The sequence below is a fragment of the Empedobacter falsenii genome (assembly GCF_013488205.1).
GTDB classification, from domain to species: Bacteria; Bacteroidota; Bacteroidia; order Flavobacteriales; family Weeksellaceae; genus Empedobacter; species Empedobacter falsenii_C.
This window is the reverse complement of the sequence record NZ_CP040908.1, coordinates 3,527,232-3,549,838: the sequence shown is the minus strand read 5'-3', so window position 1 is coordinate 3,549,838 and position 22,607 is coordinate 3,527,232. Positions and strand designations below refer to the sequence as shown.

General features: G+C 30.2%; 21 protein-coding genes. 8 read left to right on the top strand and 13 right to left on the bottom strand.

What is annotated here, in order from left to right:
• Positions 1 to 91: 91 nt before the first annotated feature.
• Together FH779_RS16550 and FH779_RS16545 are read right to left on the bottom strand one after the other, a co-directional pair.
• The gene (locus FH779_RS16550) at positions 92 to 793 is read right to left on the bottom strand and encodes a PDDEXK family nuclease (protein ID WP_180905481.1); all 702 of its coding nucleotides are present in this window, start codon (positions 791 to 793) and stop codon (positions 92 to 94) included.
• Between the two features lie 524 nt (positions 794 to 1,317).
• A complete protein-coding gene (locus FH779_RS16545) occupies positions 1,318 to 2,268 on the bottom strand; it encodes a hypothetical protein (RefSeq protein ID WP_180905480.1) in 951 nt (316 codons plus the stop codon).
• Positions 2,269 to 2,639: 371 nt separating this feature from the next.
• On the opposite strand from FH779_RS16545, the gene FH779_RS16540 reads away from it, so the two are divergent.
• On the top strand, positions 2,640 to 3,044 hold the full coding sequence (locus tag FH779_RS16540) for a JAB domain-containing protein (protein WP_244957982.1): 405 nt from the start codon (positions 2,640 to 2,642) through the stop codon (positions 3,042 to 3,044).
• A 178-nt stretch (positions 3,045 to 3,222) separates the two neighbouring features.
• Here the strand turns inward: FH779_RS16540 and FH779_RS16535 are convergent, their stop codons facing one another.
• Positions 3,223 to 4,062, bottom strand: coding sequence for an HAEPLYID family protein (locus tag FH779_RS16535; protein WP_115002244.1), 840 nt, complete (start codon positions 4,060 to 4,062; stop codon positions 3,223 to 3,225).
• Between the two features lie 186 nt (positions 4,063 to 4,248).
• Here FH779_RS16535 and FH779_RS16530 point away from each other — a divergent pair, with 186 nt between their 5' ends.
• Entirely contained in the window at positions 4,249 to 4,950 is a 702-nt protein-coding gene (locus tag FH779_RS16530; RefSeq protein WP_038336268.1) for a hypothetical protein, read from the top strand.
• Positions 4,951 to 5,021: 71 nt separating this feature from the next.
• On the opposite strand, the gene FH779_RS16525 is transcribed toward FH779_RS16530, so the two are convergent.
• Together FH779_RS16525 and FH779_RS16520 are read right to left on the bottom strand one after the other, a co-directional pair.
• On the bottom strand, positions 5,022 to 5,252 hold the full coding sequence (locus FH779_RS16525; protein WP_038336269.1) for a ferredoxin: 231 nt from the start codon (positions 5,250 to 5,252) through the stop codon (positions 5,022 to 5,024).
• A 13-nt stretch (positions 5,253 to 5,265) separates the two neighbouring features.
• A complete protein-coding gene (locus FH779_RS16520; protein WP_038336270.1) occupies positions 5,266 to 6,558 on the bottom strand; it encodes a peptidase U32 family protein in 1,293 nt (430 codons plus the stop codon).
• Positions 6,559 to 6,712: 154 nt separating this feature from the next.
• Here FH779_RS16520 and FH779_RS16515 point away from each other — a divergent pair, with 154 nt between their 5' ends.
• On the top strand, positions 6,713 to 7,486 hold the full coding sequence (locus tag FH779_RS16515) for a TrmH family RNA methyltransferase (RefSeq protein ID WP_115002246.1): 774 nt from the start codon (positions 6,713 to 6,715) through the stop codon (positions 7,484 to 7,486).
• Between the two features lie 51 nt (positions 7,487 to 7,537).
• On the opposite strand, the gene FH779_RS16510 is transcribed toward FH779_RS16515, so the two are convergent.
• The 4 genes from FH779_RS16510 to FH779_RS16495 all read right to left on the bottom strand — a co-directional run bounded on the left by FH779_RS16510 (position 7,538) and on the right by FH779_RS16495 (position 13,994).
• Entirely contained in the window at positions 7,538 to 9,931 is a 2,394-nt protein-coding gene (locus FH779_RS16510) for a GumC family protein (protein ID WP_180905478.1), read from the bottom strand.
• Positions 9,932 to 9,933: 2 nt separating this feature from the next.
• Positions 9,934 to 10,695, bottom strand: a complete 762-nt coding sequence (locus FH779_RS16505) for a polysaccharide biosynthesis/export family protein (protein WP_180905477.1) — start codon at positions 10,693 to 10,695, stop codon at positions 9,934 to 9,936.
• Complete coding sequence (locus tag FH779_RS16500; RefSeq protein ID WP_221627922.1) at positions 10,685 to 12,625, bottom strand: polysaccharide biosynthesis protein; 1,941 nt, start codon at positions 12,623 to 12,625, stop codon at positions 10,685 to 10,687. The genes FH779_RS16505 and FH779_RS16500 overlap by 11 nt, the downstream gene beginning before the upstream one ends.
• Positions 12,626 to 12,731: 106 nt before the next feature.
• Positions 12,732 to 13,994, bottom strand: a complete 1,263-nt coding sequence (locus FH779_RS16495) for an OmpA family protein (RefSeq protein ID WP_180905476.1) — start codon at positions 13,992 to 13,994, stop codon at positions 12,732 to 12,734.
• A 222-nt stretch (positions 13,995 to 14,216) separates the two neighbouring features.
• Between FH779_RS16495 and FH779_RS16490 the strand changes: the two genes are divergently transcribed.
• The 4 genes from FH779_RS16490 to FH779_RS16475 all read left to right on the top strand — a co-directional run bounded on the left by FH779_RS16490 (position 14,217) and on the right by FH779_RS16475 (position 16,914).
• On the top strand, positions 14,217 to 15,152 hold the full coding sequence (locus FH779_RS16490) for a ribose-phosphate pyrophosphokinase (protein ID WP_038336277.1): 936 nt from the start codon (positions 14,217 to 14,219) through the stop codon (positions 15,150 to 15,152).
• Positions 15,153 to 15,197: 45 nt separating this feature from the next.
• Positions 15,198 to 15,782, top strand: coding sequence for a 50S ribosomal protein L25/general stress protein Ctc (locus FH779_RS16485; RefSeq protein ID WP_038336278.1), 585 nt, complete (start codon positions 15,198 to 15,200; stop codon positions 15,780 to 15,782).
• 139 nt (positions 15,783 to 15,921) lie between these two features.
• Positions 15,922 to 16,356 carry an RrF2 family transcriptional regulator gene (locus FH779_RS16480; protein ID WP_038336279.1) on the top strand — a complete coding sequence of 145 codons (435 nt, stop codon included), beginning with the start codon at positions 15,922 to 15,924 and terminating at the stop codon, positions 16,354 to 16,356.
• Positions 16,357 to 16,416: 60 nt separating this feature from the next.
• Positions 16,417 to 16,914, top strand: coding sequence for a hemerythrin domain-containing protein (locus FH779_RS16475; protein WP_115002254.1), 498 nt, complete (start codon positions 16,417 to 16,419; stop codon positions 16,912 to 16,914).
• Positions 16,915 to 17,004: 90 nt separating this feature from the next.
• Here the strand turns inward: FH779_RS16475 and FH779_RS16470 are convergent, their stop codons facing one another.
• The 4 genes from FH779_RS16470 to FH779_RS16455 are packed head-to-tail and all read right to left on the bottom strand — an operon-like array spanning position 17,005 to position 21,663.
• Positions 17,005 to 17,496 carry a hypothetical protein gene (locus FH779_RS16470; protein WP_115002256.1) on the bottom strand — a complete coding sequence of 164 codons (492 nt, stop codon included), beginning with the start codon at positions 17,494 to 17,496 and terminating at the stop codon, positions 17,005 to 17,007.
• A gap of 3 nt (positions 17,497 to 17,499) precedes the next feature.
• Positions 17,500 to 18,558, bottom strand: coding sequence for a glutaminyl-peptide cyclotransferase (locus FH779_RS16465; RefSeq protein WP_115002258.1), 1,059 nt, complete (start codon positions 18,556 to 18,558; stop codon positions 17,500 to 17,502).
• Between the two features lie 54 nt (positions 18,559 to 18,612).
• The gene (gene ruvC / locus FH779_RS16460) at positions 18,613 to 19,161 is read right to left on the bottom strand and encodes a crossover junction endodeoxyribonuclease RuvC (protein ID WP_038336282.1); all 549 of its coding nucleotides are present in this window, start codon (positions 19,159 to 19,161) and stop codon (positions 18,613 to 18,615) included.
• Positions 19,162 to 19,191: 30 nt separating this feature from the next.
• A complete protein-coding gene (locus tag FH779_RS16455; protein ID WP_244957981.1) occupies positions 19,192 to 21,663 on the bottom strand; it encodes a phosphoenolpyruvate carboxylase in 2,472 nt (823 codons plus the stop codon).
• A 215-nt stretch (positions 21,664 to 21,878) separates the two neighbouring features.
• Here FH779_RS16455 and FH779_RS16450 point away from each other — a divergent pair, with 215 nt between their 5' ends.
• Positions 21,879 to 22,589 carry a hypothetical protein gene (locus FH779_RS16450; protein WP_180905474.1) on the top strand — a complete coding sequence of 237 codons (711 nt, stop codon included), beginning with the start codon at positions 21,879 to 21,881 and terminating at the stop codon, positions 22,587 to 22,589.
• Positions 22,590 to 22,607 lie beyond the last annotated feature (18 nt).

Below are 22,607 nucleotides of genomic sequence, written 5' to 3'. Positions count from 1 at the left end.
AATTGACTTTTCTAAAACTAATTTAATTTAAAATTTTAGATAGAAAATTTTGTTAATAGAATGTTAGTTTTATAATTTGAATATTTATAATTTATTTTTTAGTTGTTTTGAAACAATTTATATCTTCAATATTAATTTCGGGATATTTCTGTTTGATTAATAAAACTAATTCATCTACACTAAATTTTTTTTCAATCATAATTTCAATTAACTCTTTAATGTTTTTAAGAGGAAAATTTATAGAATATAATACATATTTAAACCAAAATATATCAAAATCAAATTTAGTATCCTTGCGTTTAACAGTAATAGTTGATTGGATATTTTCACCGTTATCACTAGTGTATGAATAATTAATAAGTTTCTTTATTCTATCATTAACAATTTCTTTTTTAGGAAGTTTACTAGAATATTCTGAGTTAAAAAAAATTGGTTCAAAATTGTAAATTAAATATATTAAAGAATTAATATTATTAAAAATATCTTTTCCACTAATTCTATAAATTGTATCTGCTTCTTGATGGAATAATATTAATGTATCACGCCATTCATCATACCAATCATTTATTTCTTTAGTGTGATATTCTACACCATCGCACTCGATAATAATATTTCTATTATTGTTTTTTAGGAATATATCTGCTCTAAAGTTTCCACTTAAGGTTTTTATTGGATGCTGAAGTATTAATTCAGTCTCACTAGATAAATATTTACAAAAATGATTAAGAAAAAATTCTTCAATGGGTGATTCAATTTTATTTAAATCAAAATCAATATTATTTTCTTCTTTCATAAAATGAAATTTAATTTTCTTTATCAATTAAAATATAAATTCGATTAAGAATCATGAATAATGTTAATATAAAATGTATTAAAAGTGATATACAAATAAAATTAAATATTGTATTAAAAATACAAAAACAAAAAAAGTTTTTAATAGTTATATCAAAAGCAAAAATTACTAGAAATATTATAAGAAACAATGCAATTATGATATTGTAAGAAATATTAGTATGGATCTCATTAGCAAATATGAATTTTAATGATTTTTCATCTGTGATCTTATTCTTAATCTTATCAAGAGATGAATGTATAATAGCTAAAAGATTAAATAAAAATCCTGCAAGAATTGACAATGCCGTAATAAGATTACCAACTTGTTTTTTAATTGATACATCAAAAAAGTAAATTAATGAAAATGAAATAACAATAGGTGCTATAATAAATATTATTATGTCTCTCCATGAAACACCTTTAGAATTGAGACTGTAAAGAGTTTTATAATGAGCTGTAATAATTTTTCCTATGTTAATTCTGCTAAACATTTTTAGGTTTAATTTCTATTATATCATTTATTATTTCTTCTGCATTTTGTATTAAAGATTCTGTTGTTGGAACATCATCTTTAAAATCAATATTATTAGTAACATCAATATCAGGCTGTACTCTATGTTGATTTTTTATATAAAATGTTTTCTGTTTACCATTTAACTCAAGTTGAAATTCGAGATCAGTGAAGTTATCATCTAAACCATCTATTTCTACAGTTTCATTTTTTTCTTTTAAGCTTAGTTTATGGATTATATTTTTCCATTTTTCAGGTAAAGAATTCCCACTTGAAAATGAAGACTTAAAAGTTCCTTTTGTTGTTTTATAATTTTCATCATTATTTAAAAAATCTTCTAAGTTATCAGGAATTTTATTTCTTACTAACTCAACCTTTTTAAGTTTTCCATTTAACATCATATTTTCATATACTGAGCTATGTAAAATATTATTTAATCTTAGATTATTTTGTGTATAACCTTCTTTAGCGAGGAAGCCATTTAAAGCGGGTACTAATTTCGTCTTGATTCCAAACTGTGTTTTTCTTTGTAAAATTAAATATCCTTGTGTTTTACCTGAAGGAATCTTAAAGTAAAAAAAAACATCTCTATAAGATGCATGATCGTTTTTATCAACGTCCATAAGAACAGTATTTGTCGCAATTTCTTTTACTTTATATCGTTCACCTGTTATTCCACTTGAAAAGTAACCATAGCAAATTCTTTTGCTATCATTAAAAATTGCAGGTTCATCCAAAGTTAAAAATATTGTTTTTTTACCTGATCGATCTTTTAATTGATTAACATTTTTATGGATATATTTTAGAAAATTTTTTAAAACAACATAAAAATCATCTACTGTATTAAACTGATTTAAAATTGCATCTTCTCTTTTGAATTTTATTCTAACTGAATATGAGGCTAATAGAATTTTTTCATTCATTATATAAACTATTAATTTGTAATTCTATAAATATAACATTTTTCTTAAAATGACTTATTGTTTATGTAGATTAATAGTTTTACAAACCTTACAATTTCTACAAAAATTTTTTATAAAATTTTCGAACACGTAAACTACCCTCGAATAACCCCCGCCTATTTTTGGGAGATTTGGAATCCCCCTCACCACTTTTTAAGAAAGTGGTTTTTTCTGGTGGATTTATTCATCCTCCTGTGATTCTAAATTAATGTTTAACAAACGTAGAGGTAAACAAACTAGCTTGTTTTTGATACTAAATCATCAACAAAATTTATCTCTACTCTAAAATCTTATAGCCAAAAATGAAGGTGTCAGAAATTAAAATCTCATATATGAATGAAGTAGATGAGAAAATCAAAGTAATGGGAAGTAGTGAAGTTTATCAAGTTCTTAAAGCGAATTGGGATTTGGATACAATTGAACTTCAAGAAGAGTTCAAAATATTATTACTAAATCAAGGGAATCAAGTTTTAGGAATTAAAAGCATGTTTAAAGGTGGAATAAATACTTGTAGCATTGATGTAAGGTTGATTATGGGAATGGCATTAAAAGCTAACGCATCTGCTCTTGTAATAACTCACAACCACCCAAGTGGAAACCTAAATGCGAGTGAATCAGATAAACGAATAACTTCTAAAATCAAAGAGTGTTGCGAGTTATTTGATATTCGATTGTTAGACCATATTATTATGGCTAAAAATTCATACCTTAGTTTTGCAGACGAGGGAATTCTTTGATTTTAATAAAATATACGAGTAGGGTTGAAAATGATAATTAGTGGAAATCATCCCCGATTTCATCCCCTTTAGAAGGTTTTTAGAGCTAAGATGTTGATATGTAATACATATCCTTAATCCCGCCAGCTCCACAAACCTCCTTTAAAAAGTTTTAAAGGAGGTTTTTTTATTAAGAAAACTAAGGTTCCCAAATAATACGTGTCATCACATCAAGGTTGGTTCCGGTATGTTTGGTGATAGGAACTCCAGTAACCAAACCAATCATTAAATTGTGTTGAATAGCCAATCTAATTTGAGGTCTTAAAGTATAATGAAATCCATCGCGATCAATATCCATATTATTTTCAAGTCCAATAAAGTTTTTCGAATTTGGTAAAACATACATCATACTTGCGTTTATAGTTGCTCCAACATCTACTTTTTGCTCTTTATAATGATGTTCAAAAACAGGACCTATATAGATTAACGTGTTGAAATTTTTAAAATTCTTTGCTCCAATAAAAACAGGATTCATTTTCATACCGGTAAATACAGAACCTTGATGTCCTAATTCTTTAAAATTATTAAACTCAAATTCATGAACATAAGCTACAGCCAAAGATATTTTTCGTTTTTCATTTACCAAAAAAGTATATTGAGTTGCTAATTTTAAACCTTCAATTTTATTGTTCAGAACATAAATAGAGCCATCGTTATTATCGCTTTTGTGATTAAAAGAAAAAGGTACTTCAACCTCCAATCCCAAACGATCTGCAACAGCCCATTCATACTCAATAAAACCATTATATTCATTATATCCTTTTTTCGAGGCAACTCCAAATCCTACATTTATCTCAGCTTCTCCTTTTCGTGCGCCCAAATCACGCATCAAATCTGTATAGAGAGGTTCTGCATGTTCAACTTTAGGTTTTAATGTTTTTTGTTGAGGTTGAATGGTGATAATTGAATCATTTTTCGTCTGAGCTATCGTAGTAATTGTTAAGAAAGTGCTTGTAATTATTGTTAAGAAAAATTTCATTTGTTTATTATTTTGAGACAAAGGACAAAGAAGATTTAGGAAGAAATTAGGAATTGAAGTTTTACCCCTTTAAAAATCTAACCTATTAAATTTTGAAGTTTTTTGATACTTATCATTTTAAGAATAATAAAAACTATCTTATCTTAGTCGATGAATTAACACCACATTTAAGACAATCAAACAATTATGAGTTCCTACGAATATTATAACTTTCCGATACAGTTGATAAACGGTTTTTTAGATGATTCTAAAAAAGTTTTGATTGATATTTCACATTATTGTATTTATAGAGTTTTTATAGATAATTTCGAGAAATATTCGGGTTCTTTTACAGGTTATCAGAAGGCTTGTGATGATTTTGGAATCGAATTTAAAAATGTTGCAGCAGCTTATCAAAATGGTAAAGATTTGTATGAAGCAACAATAGATAAAAGTCCGATGGTTGGAATGACTTCTGAAATGTATTGGGATTATATGACCAATGAAAAATCTGAATTTGAGAAGGTTTTATTGCTTGGAGATCTTGCTTTTAAAAGCATTTTAGGTGCAAAATCATATATAAAATTGGATAATAAATATTGGTTTAGCCGAATGAATGGTTCTGTAAAATCAATTGTGAAAGAAGAAATTTCTCCAAAACTTCAACGTTATTTGAACGAATATCAAACCAAAAAAATTAAGAATCAATTAATTGCTGGTTGGGGATTAGCGTCGTATTCAAGATATAATCGCGGGTTTTATGTGAGTTATAAAATGACTTTGGATGATTTGGCTTATCATGCAGAAAAGATTAGAAAATCTACCCAAGATAAAAAGATCAAAAATGATGTAAAATCTGCTCACGAAAAAGCATTAGAGAGATTGGAAAAGGAAGGAAAAATGAATTAAGATTTATTTTTTACATAAAGCAAAAGTCCATCAAAATTTTGATGGACTTTTTATATAGCTAATGTTTTAATCTATATTTCTTTTACTGTAATAATATTTACAGGGCAAGCTTTGGCAGCACGTTCGCAATTATCTGCGATAGAATGATCAGGATCTTTCAACGTATGGAAACCTTTTTTATCAATCGCTTTTAATAAAACAGATTTACCATCTTTTTTTGACATTCTGAATCGTTCTGGTGCTAACTCATAACAATAGTTGCATCCGATGCATTTATCGCGTTGTAACGTAATAATGACCATTGATAACTATTTTTTAATGAGAATAAGCGCCTTCTTCAACACTATTTTGTTGTGTTCCTGGCTCTTCTACTTTTACTAATTTGTATAATTTATCAGAAGGACGAATTCTAAATTCCATCGGAATTGTAATCGAATCACCTTTTTTAGCTGTATCAGATTTTACATCTTCCACCATCATTTCTGTAACCACCATTTCTTTGGCTCCAGTTGTTGGTCCTGTTACTAAAATCAAATCACCAACTTTCAAATCATACGCATCAATTACAAATTGACCAATGCTTGGTTTTGGGAAGAAATGAACTCCTTTTCCGATGTAAACTTTTTTCTGAGTTGCCATAGAACCTGGAACAGCAGACCATTCTCCTAATTTTTGACCTAAATAATATCCAGACCAAAAACCACGATTATAAACAGTTTGCAATAATCCCATCCAGTAATCCACTTTTTCTTTCGAATATGTTTTATCCGCAATAGAATCAATCGCTTCTCTATAAGCACGAATCACAGTTGCAACGTATTCTGGAGCACGTCCGCGACCTTCAATTTTCAATACTTTTACACCTGCATCAACCACTTCATCCAAAAATTCCATTGTACAAAGGTCTTTTGGCGACATCATGTATTCGTTATCTAATTCGATTTCGAAACCAGATTCTTGGTCGATTACGGTATATTTTTTACGACAGTTTTGTTTACAAGCTCCACGATTTGCAGAAGAATTGTGAGAATGTAAGCTCAAGTAACATTTACCTGAAACAGCCATACACAATGCTCCATGACCGAAAATTTCGATTTCAACTAAATTTCCACTTGGTCCACGAACATCATCTTTAATAATTTGTTCACAAATCTTTTTCACTTGTTTCAAACTCAATTCACGCGACAATACCATTGTATCAGCAAACATTGCATAGAATTTTACTGTTTCGATATTCGTAACGTTAATTTGTGTCGAAATATGAATCTCAATCCCAATTTGTCTTGCATAGGCAATAACCGATTGATCCATCGCAATAACAGCCGTAATATTAGCTTCTTTTGCTCTGTCCAATAAGTTTTTGATTAAAGATAAATCGTGATCGTATATAATTGTATTTAAAGTAAGGTAAGAACGCACACCTTTTTCCTCACAACGTTTTACGATTTCTGGTAAATCGTCCATTGTAAAGTTTATTGATGCTCTCGCACGCATATTCAACTGCTCAACTCCGAAATATACAGAATCAGCTCCATTATCTAAAGCCGCTTGTAACGATTCGAAATTCCCAGCAGGAGCCATCAACTCCATTTTTCCATCTTTGGTCATACGAAAATTCTGATTTTAAGGTGCAAAGGTACAAAAAATATAAGTTTATACTGAATATAAATTAAATATGATTGAAAATGAGTTTTTTAACTGATAAAAAATGTTAAATGAAAATTCTATATTTTTTTGACTGAAAAAGAATTAATTTTGCAAAATGTTAATAGAAAGTCTTCAAAATCCAAGGATTAAAAACTTGCTGAAATTGCAAGAAAAATCAAGAGAACGTAAAAATCAAGGTTTATTTATTGTGGAAGGAACACAAGAAAATGAATTAGCTGTAAAAGGTTGTTACGAAGCGGTTGAAATTTATATTTGCGAAGATATTTATAACAAATCAATAGATTTTGGACAAGTAAAAGTATTTACAATTACCAAACAAGTTTTTGAGAAGCTTGCGTATAGAAAATCGACAGGTGGAATTATTGGTGTCTATAAAACGAAATCTTCGACATTGACAGATTTACAATTGCCAGAAAATGCATTGGTTGTTGTTTTGGAAGCGGTAGAAAAGCCTGGAAATCTTGGTGCAGTTTTACGAACAGGAGATGGAGCAAAAGTAGATGCTGTAATTGTTTGTGATGAAACAGTTGATTTTTTCAATCCGAATGTGATTCGTTCTTCGGTTGGAACATTGTTTACTAATCAAATTGCATCGGCGAGTAAAGAGGCTGTTTTAGAGTTTTTAAAATCTCATTCAATTCAAGTTGTTTCCACATTTTTGAGAGATGAAACGAAAAATTTATACGAAACTGATTTTACAAAATCATCTGCCATTATTTTAGGAACAGAAGCAACAGGGCTTTCTGATTTTTGGGCTGATCATTCAGATTCGTTGATTAAAATTCCGATGTTAGGTTTTGTAGATTCGCTAAATGTGAGTAACGCAGCAGCGATTTGTGTTTACGAAGCTGTGAGGCAAAGACAATAAGATAGATTATAATAAAAATAAAAGCCACTTCTTTCGAAGTGGCTTTTATTTTTATTTTTTACCGAATAGTTTACTAAAGAAAGAGTTTCCTTTATTATGATTTTCACCATATCCGTACCCATATCCGTACCCATATCCGTATCCTTTTGTAAAGTCAACATCGTTAACAACCATTGCCATGTTTTTAAGACGGTTATCTTGATATAATTCTTTAGGAATAGCCAACATTCGTTTGTCTAAATAATTAGCACGAACAACGTACATTGTAATATCTGCACTGTCAGAAATTAATAAAGTATCAGTAACTAAACTAACAGGCGCAGTATCTATTAATACATAATCATAGTTTGCTTTTCCATATTTGACAATATCATCAAAACGTCCGTTCATCAATAGCTCTGATGGATTCGGAGCTACTTGTCCAGAATAAATAACATCAAATTTGTAATCAGCAGGATTTTTGATGATGATATCACTAATATTAATATCATTTGAAATCAAATATTCTGTAACACCATATTTGTGTCTGTATTGATCAGTAATTCCTAAATAATCTAAAACTTTAGGACTTCTAATATCTGCTCCAATTAATAAAACAGATTTACCTGACATTGTTAATATTTGAGCTAAATTAGTTGATATAAATGTTTTACCTTCTCCGCTTGTAGTAGAAGTTATATAGATAGACTGAGGATCTGTTGAATTTTTAAGTAAAAAATTCATGTTTGTTCTAAGAATTCTAAAAGCTTCAGCAACACTAGAATTATCATTTTGCTCGATAATAGAAATATCACTTTTAGGTACTTGTCCAGCAATTGGAGCTCCAACTGCATCTTCAACATCCTCTTTAGAGTTTACATTATTATTCAATAATTTATAAATATATATACATATAAATGGAATAACTAATCCTAGAATTAGAGCTCCTAATAGTATAATACTTTTCTTAGGTGAAACGGGAATCTTAGAATCATAAGCATAGTCAATAACTTTTATATTATCTGGTGTAGCAGCTGCTTTTATTTCGTTCTCTTCACGTTTTTGTAATAAGAATAAATATAAAGCTTCAACAATTTGCTGTTGACGAGAAATATCTCTAAAACCACGTTCTTGACTTGGTACTTTTTGAATTCTGCTCGCAATTTGATTTTGTTTAGATTGAACAGAATTTAACATTGTTTGAGTGTTATTTCTATATAATCTCAAACTATTCTTCAAGTTTCTTTTTACATCATTAATTTGCTCTTGTAATTTGATCGCGTTAGGGTGATCTTTTGTTACAGATTTTAACATATCTTCTTTAGCGAGAACTAATTCATTGTATGAAGATATTTCTGCTGAGATAGATTTATCTTCTAATCCAATATTAGAAGGTAGTAAATCAGTCTTAGAAGAATTTAGAGCAGAGTTCATATAGTCAACTAATTGTAGTTGAGTAGATGATTCTAAAAGTTTCTTTTCGTTATCTGCGGCACTTTCTAAAAAGATATTCGCTTCTGAAGTAACATCTGTAATATTATTTTGAACTTTATAACGTTCAAGATTTTTATCAACTCCACGTAAATCGTTTGTAACAATTTGTAGGCGATCATCAATAAATTTAGAGGTAGCTTCTGTTAATTTATGATTATCACTTACTAAATCTTCATTATAAGTTGTAATAAGATCATTTATTAACTTCTTAGATATATCTGGAACAGGACCAACCAAAGAAAAATTAATAATTTTTGAACTCTTCTCAGTATTTGGAGAAATACTCAATGAGTTTTGATATGCATTAACAATTCTATCAATAGAATTTACATTAATTTGATATTCAAAACCAATATGTTTTCCTAAGTTTCCATTTGGACTAATTATAAAACTTCCAAAGTCTTCTGTAATCTTTTGTCCAAAAGAATATTCTTTTATAACACTTGTTTTTTTATTTTCAAGTTTAAATTTAGTGTTCGATAATATACTTACAATAAAACTATTATTGTCTAAGCTTTCATTGGCTTTATCGTTTTCATTTAATAAAATGAATTTTATGGGAGATTTTTCTTGTTGTAATTGAATTTCTGCAACACGACCAACACTAAAATATTGTATATTAAAGTTGTTTTTTTGAATTACTTTAGTTAATAATCTTCTCGATTTTAAAACATCAATTTGATCACCAACTTCAGCGCTTCCTCCAGAACCACCTCCAAGCATAGCTTGATCCATTAAACCAGCTAATTCTCCTGTTGAAGATTCTTTTTCGTTCAATAATATTTTAGCTGAAACTTGATATTGTTTTTGTGTATATTTAACATATAAAAAGGCTATAATTAAAGAAATAATGACTCCAAAAACAAACCATTTCCAATAGTATAAATATTGCTCTAAAATTTGCCTGATATTAATAGTTTCTTCAGACTCATCGAAGTATTGGTCTTCTACTTTGTTTTTATTTTTACTCATTTTTATTTAGAAATAACAGCAATTACAGATATTATAACACCAGCAACAGATATCCATAAAGAATAGTTTGGTGTAAATTTAGATGATGAAATTTTTGCATTATTTGGTTCTACATAAACAACATCATTTTGTGCTAAATAGTAAACAGGGGAGTTTAGTATTTCTTTAGATGTTAAATCGACATTATAGGTTTGTTTTTGTCCATTTTGTTCACGGATAACCATAATATTTTTTCTTACACCATTAATTGTTAAATCTCCTGCCATTCCTAATGCATCAAGTATACTTACTCTTTCATTTGGAATTGTAAAATTACCAGGTCTAACAACTTCACCTAAAACAGTGATTCTGAAATTTGTGAAATTTATATTAACACCAGGATTTACAATGTACTTTGATATCTTAGATTTTAATTCGTTTTCAGCTTCTGCTCTAGTTAATCCTCCAACTTTTACATTACCTATTAAAGGATAGTTAATATAACCATTTTCGTCAACAGTATACACTTTTGCATAAGGATTATTTTGCATTCCAGAATTTACTTGATAAACACTTTGTTGATTAAAAGGTTCTGTAGCTTTTATATCAGCAGCGCTGACACTAATAGCTAATATGTCAGAAGATTGAATTTTAGGGATATACTGTTCGAAATTTGTAGTAGACTGTTGGTCTCCACTTAAATAAACTAATTCCTTTTTTGATGCACAAGATGATATTGTGAGTACAACTATTACAAATAGTATATTAAAAATTTTATTTTTCATAAATTAAGTTATCAAGTTTTTCAAATTCGGAGTTTTGAGATTTAAATTCAGGTACAATCTCTTTTATTTTAGCTACTAAATGCATGACTTGCTCATGTTTTTCTATCGTTGAAGACATTAAACATAGTTCTTCAATCAACTTTTTATTATCTTGACATTTTGAAGTATTTACTTTAGCAATCATTATTTTTTCATGATGTGTTTTAACTGTATTTTCATCATTGGCCAATAATTCTTCATAAATTTTTTCGCCTGGGCGTAAACCTACAATTTTTATATCAATTTCCTCAGGATATTTAAATCCACTAAGTCTAATCATTCTTTTTGCAAGATCAATAATTTTCATTGACTCACCCATATCAAATACAAAAATCTCGCCACCTTTTCCCATTATTGCTGCTTCAAGCACTAACTGACACGCTTCTGGTATTGTCATAAAAAAACGTGTAATATCAGGATGAGTTACTGTTAAGGGACCACCATTTTCCAATTGTCTTTTAAAAAGAGGAATTACAGAGCCATTAGACCCTAGTACATTACCAAATCGGGTAACAATGTAGTTTGTTTTAGAAACTGCATTAGTACAATTTACATAGATTTCTGCTACGCGTTTAGTTGCGCCCATTACGTTTGTAGGATTTACTGCTTTATCAGTAGAAACCATTACAAATTTTTCTGCGCCAAATTCATTTGCAAAATCAGCAATTATTTTTGTTCCATAAATATTTGTGTTGATTGCCTCATAAGGAAATTTTTCCATCAACGGAACATGTTTATATGCAGCTGCATGAAAAATAATTTGCGGATGATATTTATCAAAGAGGCTTAACATCCTTTTTCGATCTCTTACACTCGAAACGATATAATCTATTCTATTTTGTTTTTCTTCAGAAATTTCATTTTTTAAAGACTGTTGAACATCATATAGAGCCGATTCTGCCTGATCAATCAAAATTAGTTGAGCAAAGTCCATCATAGCAAGTTGCCTTGAAATTTCACTTCCTATAGAACCTGCAGCACCAGTAACAAGTATTACCTTACCTTGTACATTTTCATTAATAATAGGGTTTTTCAACTTAATTGATTCACGCCCTAATAAATCTTCAATTTTTAATTGTTTGATTTGAGCAGGCTTGTATGTACCATCAATCCAATTAGAAATAGGAGGAATTATTTTAATATTAACATTTAAATCTTCTAAAGATTTAGAAAGGTTTAATAACTCATTAGTTTTAATATTTTGAATAGAAATAATGATTTCTGAAATATCATTTCGTTCAATGAATTTATCATCAACATCATTTATAGAATAAATTTTAGCGCCATCGATAAACGTTCCAATTTTAGAAGGTTTGTCATCAATAAAACCTACTACTTTATAGTTAAATTGAGTATCGTTTTGTAAAATATCTCGAGTGATTAATCCTGAATCTCCAGCTCCGTAAATCAATGTTTTTTGTTGAGCTTTATTTTTAGAAAAAAAATAATCGTAAATCCATTTATAATATAATCTGGCAATAACCATTATTACTGTTGAAATAAATAAATGGACAAAGATAACAGAGTAAGACATTCTGAAAACATATGAAACAGGAGTGTTCTCCGAAAGATTAGATTCAATGAATTGTCTATAGATAAAAGAGATGAAGAAAAGAATCAGAAAAGCTGTTGTATTTGAAACAAAAACATTTTCAGCATCTTTTAACCCCGTTTTTTTTACAATTCCCTTATATGTTTTGAAGTATAGGAAACATAGAGTATATGCTGCTACAACAAATGGTAATTTAAATAATAATTTTTCTAAACTAAAAGAATTTAGAAAACTATTAAGTATAAAATTGGTTATTACATAGCTAAAGAAAACTATAAGTATGTCTAGCACTAATACTACCCATCTAGGAGCATTAAAGTGTTGGTTAAAAGGATTCAATATTTTAGTAATTTAAGTGGTGATAAAGATAATAAAAAAATCAGGAATAGAGACTCCAAAAAATGGAAAAATCTATCCCTGATTAATATCTTAAATTAAGAGAGAATTATTTTACTCTGAAAACAACTCTTCTTGCTAATTGATGAGAAGAAACTTGAGAATTTTTGAATTCTTTATCTTCACCTTCACCAACTGTAGTTAATTGAGAAGCATTTGCTCCTTGACTAACTAAAATAGCTTTTACATTTTCTGCTCTTCTACGAGATAAATTTTTGTTGTAAGAATCACTTCCAACTGGGTCAGCGTAACCTAAAATGTCAATTTGAGCATTTGGCTTAGCTTTTAAGTACTCAGATACAAATTTGATACCTCCAACTGATTGTTGGTATGGTTTATCAGAATTGTAATCAAAGTAAACGTTGATAATACCAGAGTTAATCATTTGCTCTAAGAAATCAGCATCATTAACGATAGTTGTATTTCCTCCTGCATTTTGTTTAATGTATTCTTCAATATTATCTGGAATTCCGTTTCCATTGTGGTCAATTGTAACACCGTGAGTGTCAACAACAGCGCCTGGAGCTGAATCTGGCTCTTGATCTAAGTAATCAGCAACACCATCACCATCAGTATCTTTTAACATTTGTTCGATGTTAGAAATACGATCTTCTAAGTCAGAACGAGTTGGTTCGTAAACCCAGTCAGCATGTTTTTGGTTTTTACCTAAGTAGAAAGTTAAACCTAAGGTAGCATTCCAAATTTCACCTCCAAATCCAGAACCTGAAATTTCAGAATTTCCATCAAAAGCTACGTTTTGACGAATATTTCTTACATAAGAAACGTCTCCTGTTAATACAACACGATCTGTTAATCTTAACTGAGGAGTTAAACCAACCATAACATTTACCATGTTATCATTGTCATCGAAAACTTTACCATCAGCACCTTTTGTTGCGTCATTATTCATCCAAGAATAACCTGCACCACCATGCGCTAATAAACCAATTCTATTTGTCCATGTTTCAAAATTCATGATTCGTCCTAAGTTCGCAACCCCTTGTAAATCTACACGGTAATAATTAGAACGGAAACGAGCTACATCTTCACCTTCTTTGATACGATCATATCCACCGTCTAATTTTAAACCAAACTTATTGTTGAACATGTAACGAACTCCAAAATCAGCATGATAGAAACTTGGCGTTTCAGAATAGTAACCAGGAGTGAAAGCTTTACGTGCTTTTACAGCACCTCCATTGGCCTCGATAGACCATTTGTTGTAATCGTTGTTAACTGTCTCAGTAGTTTCTTGCGCTTGAGCAAAAATTCCTAATCCAATTACACTTAATAGGTATGAAATCTTTTTCATGAGGATATATTTAATTACAAAATTATATAAATACTTAAAAACGAATCAATAAAAAACTGTTAAAAACGCCTATTACTAACGAAAATCATATAATTCTCTTGTTGATTAGTTTAATGAGTTAAAAAGAACTTCAATAATTGTGCCGAAATTAATTTTTAGTTTTCTTATATCATTTTCAAATCATTTAAATTATTTTTGCACAAATATTTCCCAAAACAAACAATGGAACAATCAGCATTTCTTTTTTCAACCAGAGGATCATTAGAATTAGCACAAAAAATTGCCGATCAATATGGTCAAGAACTTGGTAAATCTAAAATTGTAGAGTTTAGCGATGGCGAATTTGTGCCAGCTTTTGAACAACCAATTCGCGGTGCTCGCGTTTTCTTAATTGGTTCAACAATGCAACCAACAGACAATTTAATGGAATTACTTTTAATGTGTGATGCTGCAAAACGCGCATCTGCTAAAAGTATTACAGTTGTTATTCCTTATTTTGGTTTTGCTCGTCAAGATCGTAAGGATGCACCACGTGTGCCAATTGGAGCAAAATTAGTTGCAAAAATGTTAATGACAGCTGGAGCAACTCGTGTAATGACTATGGATTTACACGCTGATCAAATACAAGGATTTTTTGAAGTTCCTGTTGATCATTTATTCGCTTCAACAATTTTTGTTGAGTATATCAAAGGTTTAGGTTTAGATAATATTTGTATCGCTTCTCCAGACATGGGTGGTGCTAAACGTGCAAATACATATGCTAAATACCTTAATGCAGATATCGTAATTTGTCACAAAGAACGTAAAGTTGCAAACCAAGTTGATAGCATGATGTTAATCGGTGAGGTAGAAGGTAAAAATGTTATTTTAGTAGATGATATGATTGATACAGCGGGTACACTTGCTAAAGCTGCTGAATTGATTATGGAAAAAGGAGCAAAATCTGTTCGTGCAATTGCAACGCACGGAGTTTTATCTGGACCAGCTTATGAGCGTCTTGATAACTCTTTGTTAACGGAAATTGCTATAACTGATAGTATTCCATTAAAAAATACTTCCGTATCTAAAATAAAAGTATTATCTTGCGCTCCGCTTTTTGCTGATGTTATGCATTTAGTACATAGCAATAAATCTATTAGCCAACGTTTTGTTATCTAATGATTTAACTTAAATTTAAATTATTTTTATTATATACATATTATTATGAAGTCAATTACAATTCAAGGTGTAAAAAGAGAAGACTTAGGTAAAGTGGCTACACGTAACCTACGTAATGCTGAACAAGTACCTTGTGTGGTTTACGGTTCTGGAGAGCCTATCCACTTTTCAGCTGATGAAAAAGCATTCAAATCATTAGTTTACACTCCAGATGCTCATACAGCAACTATCGAGTTAGCTGATGGAGCTAAAATTCAAGCAATTTTACAAGACATCCAATTTCACCCAGTAACGGATAAAATCTTACACGTAGATTTTTACCAATTAAACGAGGACAAACCAGTAACTATGGAAGTTCCAGTTCGTTTAGTAGGACGTGCTCGTGGTTTAGTAGCTGGTGGGGTTTTACGTTTCAACATGCGTAAATTAAAAGTTCGTGCTATTCCAGCAAACTTACCAGACGAAATCGAAATCGATATCACTCCAATGAGAATTGGTCACAAAATGTATGTAGAAACATTGAAAAATGATAACTACACATTCGCTCATCCAGATAACGCAGTAGTAGTAGCTATTCGTACTTCTCGTAACGCTGTTAAGGATGCTGATCAAGACGAAGACGAGGATTAAGAAATTTTCTTTTCAGATAACATTAAACCACTCAATTTTGAGTGGTTTTTTTATTTTTAAAAATTTAATAAGATAAATTTGTCCGAATTAAAATTAGTTGTATATTTGCTTCATAATTTATAATGAATAAAAGAAATTAATGTTTTCTAAAGCGTGCGAATATGGAATTAAGGCTTGTGTGTTTATTGCACAAGAATCTGTAGAAGGAAAGAGAGTCAATTTAAAACAAATTGCAAATTCGATTAATTCTCCAGAAGCTTATACAGCCAAAATTCTTCAACAATTAGTTAAAGCAAATGTGATTTCATCTGTCAAAGGAAAAATGGGAGGTTTCCAAATGGATGCAGCGCATTTAGAAGATATCAAATTAGTGAATATCATCAAAGCGATTGATGGAGATGGTCTTTATCACAGTTGCATTTTAGGTTTAGTAGAATGCGATGCTAACAAACCTTGTGCTTTACATAGCCGTGTTTTTGCAATTCGTAATGATTTGCGAGGAATGCTAGAAAAGACATCGATGTTTAATTTGATTGATGATCTTGAGAAAGGAATAGCTTTTCTTAAGCATTAAAAAAATTTGATTAAAAATAAGATAAAAATATCCGATTATCCGAATTAAAAAATTACAACAATGAACCTATTAATAGAACTTCCTCAAACAACTGCTTCTCATATGAGTTATACTGTAACAGTAAATCTAAATGAAGCGTGCGAAAGACATCATAAGACATTATTTTTTTGTTGGAATATTCGTGCTGGAATAGACAATGGAGTGGATATTCAACGAATTGTTGATTATGTAAATTGGTATGGGGAAAAAGTGTTATTCAAAAAATTTGAGATAGAAGAGAATTACTTGTTTTCGCTTTTGGATGAAGATCATTACTTGGTAAAAAGAGCATTGAAAGAGCATAGACGTTTGAGACGCTTGTTCAAAATAGATGCAAAAAATCCGATGAAAAGTTTGATTTATATCGAAGAAGAATTGGATTTGCATATCAGATTTGAGGAGAAACAGATGTTTTCTGAATTTGAGAAAAATGCAACACAAAAAAAGTTAAAAGTAATTAAAGAACAATTTAATTCACTTTTAACTAACACAGATTGGAAAGATCAATTTTGGTTATAGATCTCTCATAACTAAAAATTTTTACTTATAATTTTTTAGATGATTTTTGAAAAGAAAAGCTCGATTTTGCAGGTCGAGCTTTTTGCTTTTTTATAAGTTTTCGAAAAATTTCTCTGGATCTTCAAGAAATTTAAATCCATTAGATTGATGAATGTTTTCTATAAATAATTCTTTTTTAGCTTCAAAAAAATCATATTTAACATTCATAAATTTTAGATGATATTCTTTCGCGATATCGATTAATAAATCAACTGATTGTATAACATTAATTTCATTTCTTAAATCGAATCTGAAGTTGAAAAAATTAATATTGTCATTTTCATCAAAAGCTATAGAAGAATCATTATCATAAAAGTTTGAAGTATCTCCTTTCCAATAAAGAAAATTATCACTTGTACTTTTATAATCTGTAATAAATTTATCAATCTTTAATTCAATTTCATTTTTATTGATAAAGGTTTCTTCCCAAAAACATTCGGTACTTTTTAAGTAATTAGAATCCTCTTGTTTGATGAATTCTAGATACTTTTTATCGAAATTAATCAATGGAACTAAGAAGACGTTATATTGCCAAATAGCCATATTTTACTTCTTAATCTTAATTTCAAAGATTTTATCCCAGTTTTTACCTGTTAATAACATATTTCCGTTGTCTTTGAAAGCGATTCCATTCAATTCTTGTGCTTGTGGATTTCCTTGTTTTCCTTTCAATTCAGCGAAATTAAACTCAGCTTTTACAGCGCCAGTTTGCGGATCAATTACCACAATATTACTGTTATCTGCATGTCCAGATTTTAAGTAAACATTTGCATAAATTAAACCATCGTGAAACTCAATTTCATTCAAATAACTATACGGTTGTGTGTTATCAAAAGCTTGTACAGTTCTTAAATAATTAAAGTTTTCGTCGAAGAAATGAATTCGTTGAGAACCTTCTGTTACAGCTAATTCTTTACCGATTGTTGTAATTCCCCAACCTTCGATAATTTGTGCTGGCATATCAAATTTCTGAACTTGATTAAAGTTTAAATCATATTTATAAATCACACGATCTTGCCATGTTAATTGATAAATAAAACCATTCAGTTCTGTAATTCCTTCTCCAAAAACATCGTCTTTAATTTGGTATAATTTTGTAGGCTCAGTTGCACCCAATTTATATTCAATCAAACGCGTTTTTCCTCCACGAAGTCCAGTTCCTTCGAAAATATTTCCGTTTTTGAAATAAAAACCTTGCGTAAAATAATCAGGATTATGTGGATAAGTTCCTACAATTTCATAATTCCATTGTGCAGCCGGCTCATTTGCATAAACCACAAACGTAAAATCGCGCGAATTTGTTTCTTCTTCTCCTTTGAAAAATTTCAAATTAACCGTATGATTTCCTAATCCAATTGTTTTTCCGTCAATCGTAAAATCAGCAGGAACTTCTTGTCCATCCACCGAAACTACAACTTTCGTAATTCCATCCAAATTAGTTAATGGAATATCGATTTTGTCGCCAATTTTGTATTTATTTTGTTCAATTTTCGAAACAATTTCAGTGATTGCAGTATTGTTTTTTCCTGTCGAATCTTTACAAGAAAATAACACTGAAGAGAAAACTGTTGCACAAACTGAGGCAGCGATTAAATATTTTTTCATTTGATGTGTTTTATGTTTTATGAATTAGGTTGCTAATTCTACTACAAATATATTTTATTTTGTTCGATTCGGATTATTTTTTACAAAGGCATCCCAACTCGAATAAGAACTTGACGTTCCAGTTGTTTTACCCGAATTTAGATAATGACAAACCGCAACGGCAAGACCATCTGTGGCATCCAAACGTTTCGGAATTTCTTTCAATCCAAGTAAATGCTGTAACATTCCCGCAACTTGTTCTTTCGAGGCATTTCCGTTTCCGGTAATCGCCATCTTAATTTTTTTTGGCGCATATTCTACCACAGGCATATCGCGATGCAGGCAAGCGGCAATACAAACGCCTTGCGCACGTCCAAGTTTTAACATAGACTGAACATTAACGCCAAAAAACTGCGCTTCAATGGCTAATTCATCAGGATGATATTGATCAATAATGGCTAAAGTTTTTTCGAAAATCTTTTTCAATTTTGTTTGTTGATTCGGAAGTTTATGCAACAACAATTCGTCTAAAGTAATCAACTTTATTTTGTTGTTTTTGACTTCAATCAAACCAAAACCCATCACCATTGTTCCAGGATCAATCCCTAAAATAATCTTTTCCATCGTTGCGAAGGTATTAAGATATTCTGAAAATTAAGCCGAATTTCGACTCGCATTAATATTTCCGAATAACGAACGCATTACAATTTGCTCATAGACTGATTTGAATTCACTTTCATGATGAATTTTGTTCAACGCAAATTGTTGAATCGTTAATAATGGTAACACAATTTTTTCGCGCATTTGTACCGAAGATTTGTTCAATGGTTCATCTTGCATCAATTCTGTGTAACCCGAAATTTCTAAACACAATGCTTTTGATAATTCAAATTCATCGTGCAAAATATTCCAAAATTCACCATATTCAGGATCATCTTTCATATAAGAAGTTAATGGAAAATAAGTTTTTTCCATCGACATCATACTATTTTGAATCAACGTTTTGAAGAAGCTCGAATTTTTGAATAAATCTTTTACATCCTCTAAATGACCTTGTTTTTTCAATTCATTTATAGCCGTTCCAACACCAAAATATCCTGGAACATTTTGTTTTAATTGACTCCAAGAACCCACAAATGGAATAGCGCGCAAATCATCGAACTCTAATTTTTTATCACCACCTCGTTTACTCGGACGGCTTCCGATATTCGTTTTTCCATAATAGTTAAGCGTACTCATATTTTCTAAATAAGGTAAAAATGAAGGATGCGCTTTCAAATCTTCGTATTTCTGATAACTAATTGTGGCTAATTTATCAATCAATGTGCGTTCATCAGGCGAAATCTGACTTGTACTTGTCGAGAAAACATCCGAAATAATACCAGCCGTGTACAATTGTTCAAAATTATATTTTGCCTGCGGCATTGTTCCATAATTCGACGTAATTGTTTGCCCTTGAATTGTAATTTGAATTTCGTGATTTGCAATTGTTTTCCCTTGAGAAGCGTAAAACTCGTGCGTTTTTCCTCCTCCACGTGCAGGAGGTCCACCACGACCATCAAAGAAAATAACTTCGATTTGATTTTTATCCGAAACATTCGAAAGGATTTCTTTGGTACGATAAATTTCCCAATTCGCTTTGATGTAACCGCCATCTTTTGTTCCGTCCGAAAATCCTAACATAATTGATTGACGTTGTTTTCTACGTTCTAAATGTTGTGCATAAATAGGTAAATTATACAATTTATTCATCGTATTTTCAGCACCATCTAAACCTCTAATCGTCTCGAAAAGTGGCATAATATCAAACTTAATTTCGTCATCTTTGTAACCACAAAATTTGAATAAAGCGTAAACATTTAAAACATCGAAAATGGTTTCAGAATTTGAAATAATGTATCGGTTAACACCTAATTCGCCATTTCGTTGCTGAATTGTTTTTAATTGATAAACATTTTTGATCGTATCAATCACAATATCATCTTCAAAATCTTCAGGCTTAGCAGTAAATGAAGGATTTGTTAACAATTCGATTTGTTCTGCTTCGCTTAAATCTTTCAGATTAATTCCAGTATATTTTTCAACAATTTGGTTAATTACTTTTTGATGAACACGCGAATCTTGACGAATATCCAAAGAAGCAAAATGCAATCCGAAAATATCAACACGTGTGATAAAATCGTCCAGAATATCTAAGAAAACACCATTGTGTTGTTCAATCAAAATTGTACGAATCGTTTGTAAGCGCGTTTTGATTTCATCAATTGTAATTGTTCCATTTTCATTGAACATATTTTCGTAAATCAAATTACTCAACGCTTTTAAAGGCTCTGTAACATGTTTGAACGTTAATCGTCTTTGAACAATTTTTAGATGATTGTAATAATTTTTTAAGATACTTGTTCGCAATAAACTTGCTACTTTCCACGTAATTTCTGCTGTAACGAAAGGATTTCCATCGCGATCACCTCCAGGCCAAAAACCTAATTGAATGACAGGAGATTTTAGTGGTTGACTTTCTGTAAAAAACAATTGATTGATTTCGTTATACAATCGTCCAATTGTCTGATAATACACATTTCGTAAATAATAAATAATCGAAACTGCTTCATCGTAAGGTGTCGGTTTTTCTTCGTTGATGAAAGGTGTTTTTCCTAATTGTTGCAACAATAAATCAATTTTACTTACCGAATCTTGTTGAATAGCATCGCGTAAATCCTGAATAATTTGTTGAACATTTGTTGGATAAAATTGTGTTGGATGTGCTGTAAAAACAACTCTTGTCACAAAATCTTCAATTCTCGTTTTTACTTGCTCCATTTTACCTTGCGCTTGCGCAATATGGTAAATGCTTTCCAAACTTCCTTTTTCATTTTCGGAATGTAATGACGGAAATGCAGCATCTTCGATACTATCAAACAAAACAACTTGTCGCTCGATGTATTGTATCATTCGAAACATCAAATCGATTTGCTCTTGTTCGGTTTTTAAATCAGTGTATTTCTCAAAAAAATTGTTGATGATTTCATTTGGCGATTTACCTTCAGGTAAACCTTTTTGACTTTCATCGTACAAAAACGGGATCAATGATCCGATATTTTGCATTTTTTCGTAGGGCAGACTCATAAAGAGACTGTTGTAAATTTGAAACTTATTTTCCACAATTTGGTGGAACTTAAGTTCAGATAAATTCGTACTTCGCATTAATAGGTATTTTTTCTCTTAAGAGTAAATTTAAACTTTAATAATGATTTAATGAGTATAATTAATGGTATAAATTAGTTATCAGTAGCTTATTGATAATTAAAACAATACCTTTGCGCAAAATTTCCAAAAAATTTATGAAAATCAATTTATTATTAGCAATTTCATTTTGTTTTATGAACATTTTGTTAGCACAAGTAGGTATAGGTACATCTAATCCAAATGCAACACTTGATGTAGCTATCGATGCAAATTACAAAAGTGGAGATAAAGCAGGTGTAGCTTTTCCAATGATGAGTGGAAATCAAATAGAGGCGATGTCTACAACAGATCTAAAAGCAGGAACACTTGTTTATGCAAATGCTATTTCGACGAATACAACTCCTGATATTGATGCATTAGGATTATGGTATTGGTCTGGTGATATGACAAAAAAGTGGGAACCGTTAAATTTAGGATATAAAAAAGTTGTTTCTTATTTCTATGCACCTTCTATTGCTTTGCCAACTGATATAGCAGGAGTTTCAACCGATTCGTCTTCTACAATTTGGTATGATAGTGCTACTTCTATGTTTAATGTAAAGTTGTTCGAAATTTATAAAAGTCAATTTGATTTATCAGGAAATGTTAGTGGAGTTAAAAAAAGTGCATTAAAAAGTCCTTCTGCAACTAGTATTCCAGTCTTAAACAAAACAGATTTAGAATACTTTGTAACGTATTTTGATAATCAAGTCTTTGATCCATCTAAAATTACTTTGGACGATAATGGGGTTTTAAAATATTCTATTTTATCTAACCCAATGGTGACGGAAAATACATTTATGAATATTGTATTTAAAGTAAAATAATCCTATTTCTAAAGCTAT

Excerpts from the sequence above, each read along its gene's own strand:
- FH779_RS16550 (WP_180905481.1), bottom strand. The coding sequence starts at position 793 with ATGAAAGAAGAAAATAATATTGATTTTGATTTAAATAAAATTGAATCA.
- FH779_RS16545 (WP_180905480.1), bottom strand. The coding sequence starts at position 2,268 with ATGAATGAAAAAATTCTATTAGCCTCATATTCAGTTAGAATAAAATTC.
- FH779_RS16540 (WP_244957982.1), top strand. The coding sequence starts at position 2,640 with ATGAATGAAGTAGATGAGAAAATCAAAGTAATGGGAAGTAGTGAAGTT.
- FH779_RS16535 (WP_115002244.1), bottom strand. The coding sequence starts at position 4,062 with ATGAAATTTTTCTTAACAATAATTACAAGCACTTTCTTAACAATTACT.
- FH779_RS16530 (WP_038336268.1), top strand. The coding sequence starts at position 4,249 with ATGAGTTCCTACGAATATTATAACTTTCCGATACAGTTGATAAACGGT.
- FH779_RS16525 (WP_038336269.1), bottom strand. The coding sequence starts at position 5,252 with ATGGTCATTATTACGTTACAACGCGATAAATGCATCGGATGCAACTAT.
- FH779_RS16520 (WP_038336270.1), bottom strand. The coding sequence starts at position 6,558 with ATGACCAAAGATGGAAAAATGGAGTTGATGGCTCCTGCTGGGAATTTC.
- FH779_RS16515 (WP_115002246.1), top strand. The coding sequence starts at position 6,713 with ATGTTAATAGAAAGTCTTCAAAATCCAAGGATTAAAAACTTGCTGAAA.
- FH779_RS16510 (WP_180905478.1), bottom strand. The coding sequence starts at position 9,931 with ATGAGTAAAAATAAAAACAAAGTAGAAGACCAATACTTCGATGAGTCT.
- FH779_RS16505 (WP_180905477.1), bottom strand. The coding sequence starts at position 10,695 with ATGAAAAATAAAATTTTTAATATACTATTTGTAATAGTTGTACTCACA.
- FH779_RS16495 (WP_180905476.1), bottom strand. The coding sequence starts at position 13,994 with ATGAAAAAGATTTCATACCTATTAAGTGTAATTGGATTAGGAATTTTT.
- FH779_RS16490 (WP_038336277.1), top strand. The coding sequence starts at position 14,217 with ATGGAACAATCAGCATTTCTTTTTTCAACCAGAGGATCATTAGAATTA.
- FH779_RS16485 (WP_038336278.1), top strand. The coding sequence starts at position 15,198 with ATGAAGTCAATTACAATTCAAGGTGTAAAAAGAGAAGACTTAGGTAAA.
- FH779_RS16480 (WP_038336279.1), top strand. The coding sequence starts at position 15,922 with ATGTTTTCTAAAGCGTGCGAATATGGAATTAAGGCTTGTGTGTTTATT.
- FH779_RS16475 (WP_115002254.1), top strand. The coding sequence starts at position 16,417 with ATGAACCTATTAATAGAACTTCCTCAAACAACTGCTTCTCATATGAGT.
- FH779_RS16470 (WP_115002256.1), bottom strand. The coding sequence starts at position 17,496 with ATGGCTATTTGGCAATATAACGTCTTCTTAGTTCCATTGATTAATTTC.
- FH779_RS16465 (WP_115002258.1), bottom strand. The coding sequence starts at position 18,558 with ATGAAAAAATATTTAATCGCTGCCTCAGTTTGTGCAACAGTTTTCTCT.
- ruvC (WP_038336282.1), bottom strand. The coding sequence starts at position 19,161 with ATGGAAAAGATTATTTTAGGGATTGATCCTGGAACAATGGTGATGGGT.
- FH779_RS16455 (WP_244957981.1), bottom strand. The coding sequence starts at position 21,663 with ATGAGTCTGCCCTACGAAAAAATGCAAAATATCGGATCATTGATCCCG.
- FH779_RS16450 (WP_180905474.1), top strand. The coding sequence starts at position 21,879 with ATGAAAATCAATTTATTATTAGCAATTTCATTTTGTTTTATGAACATT.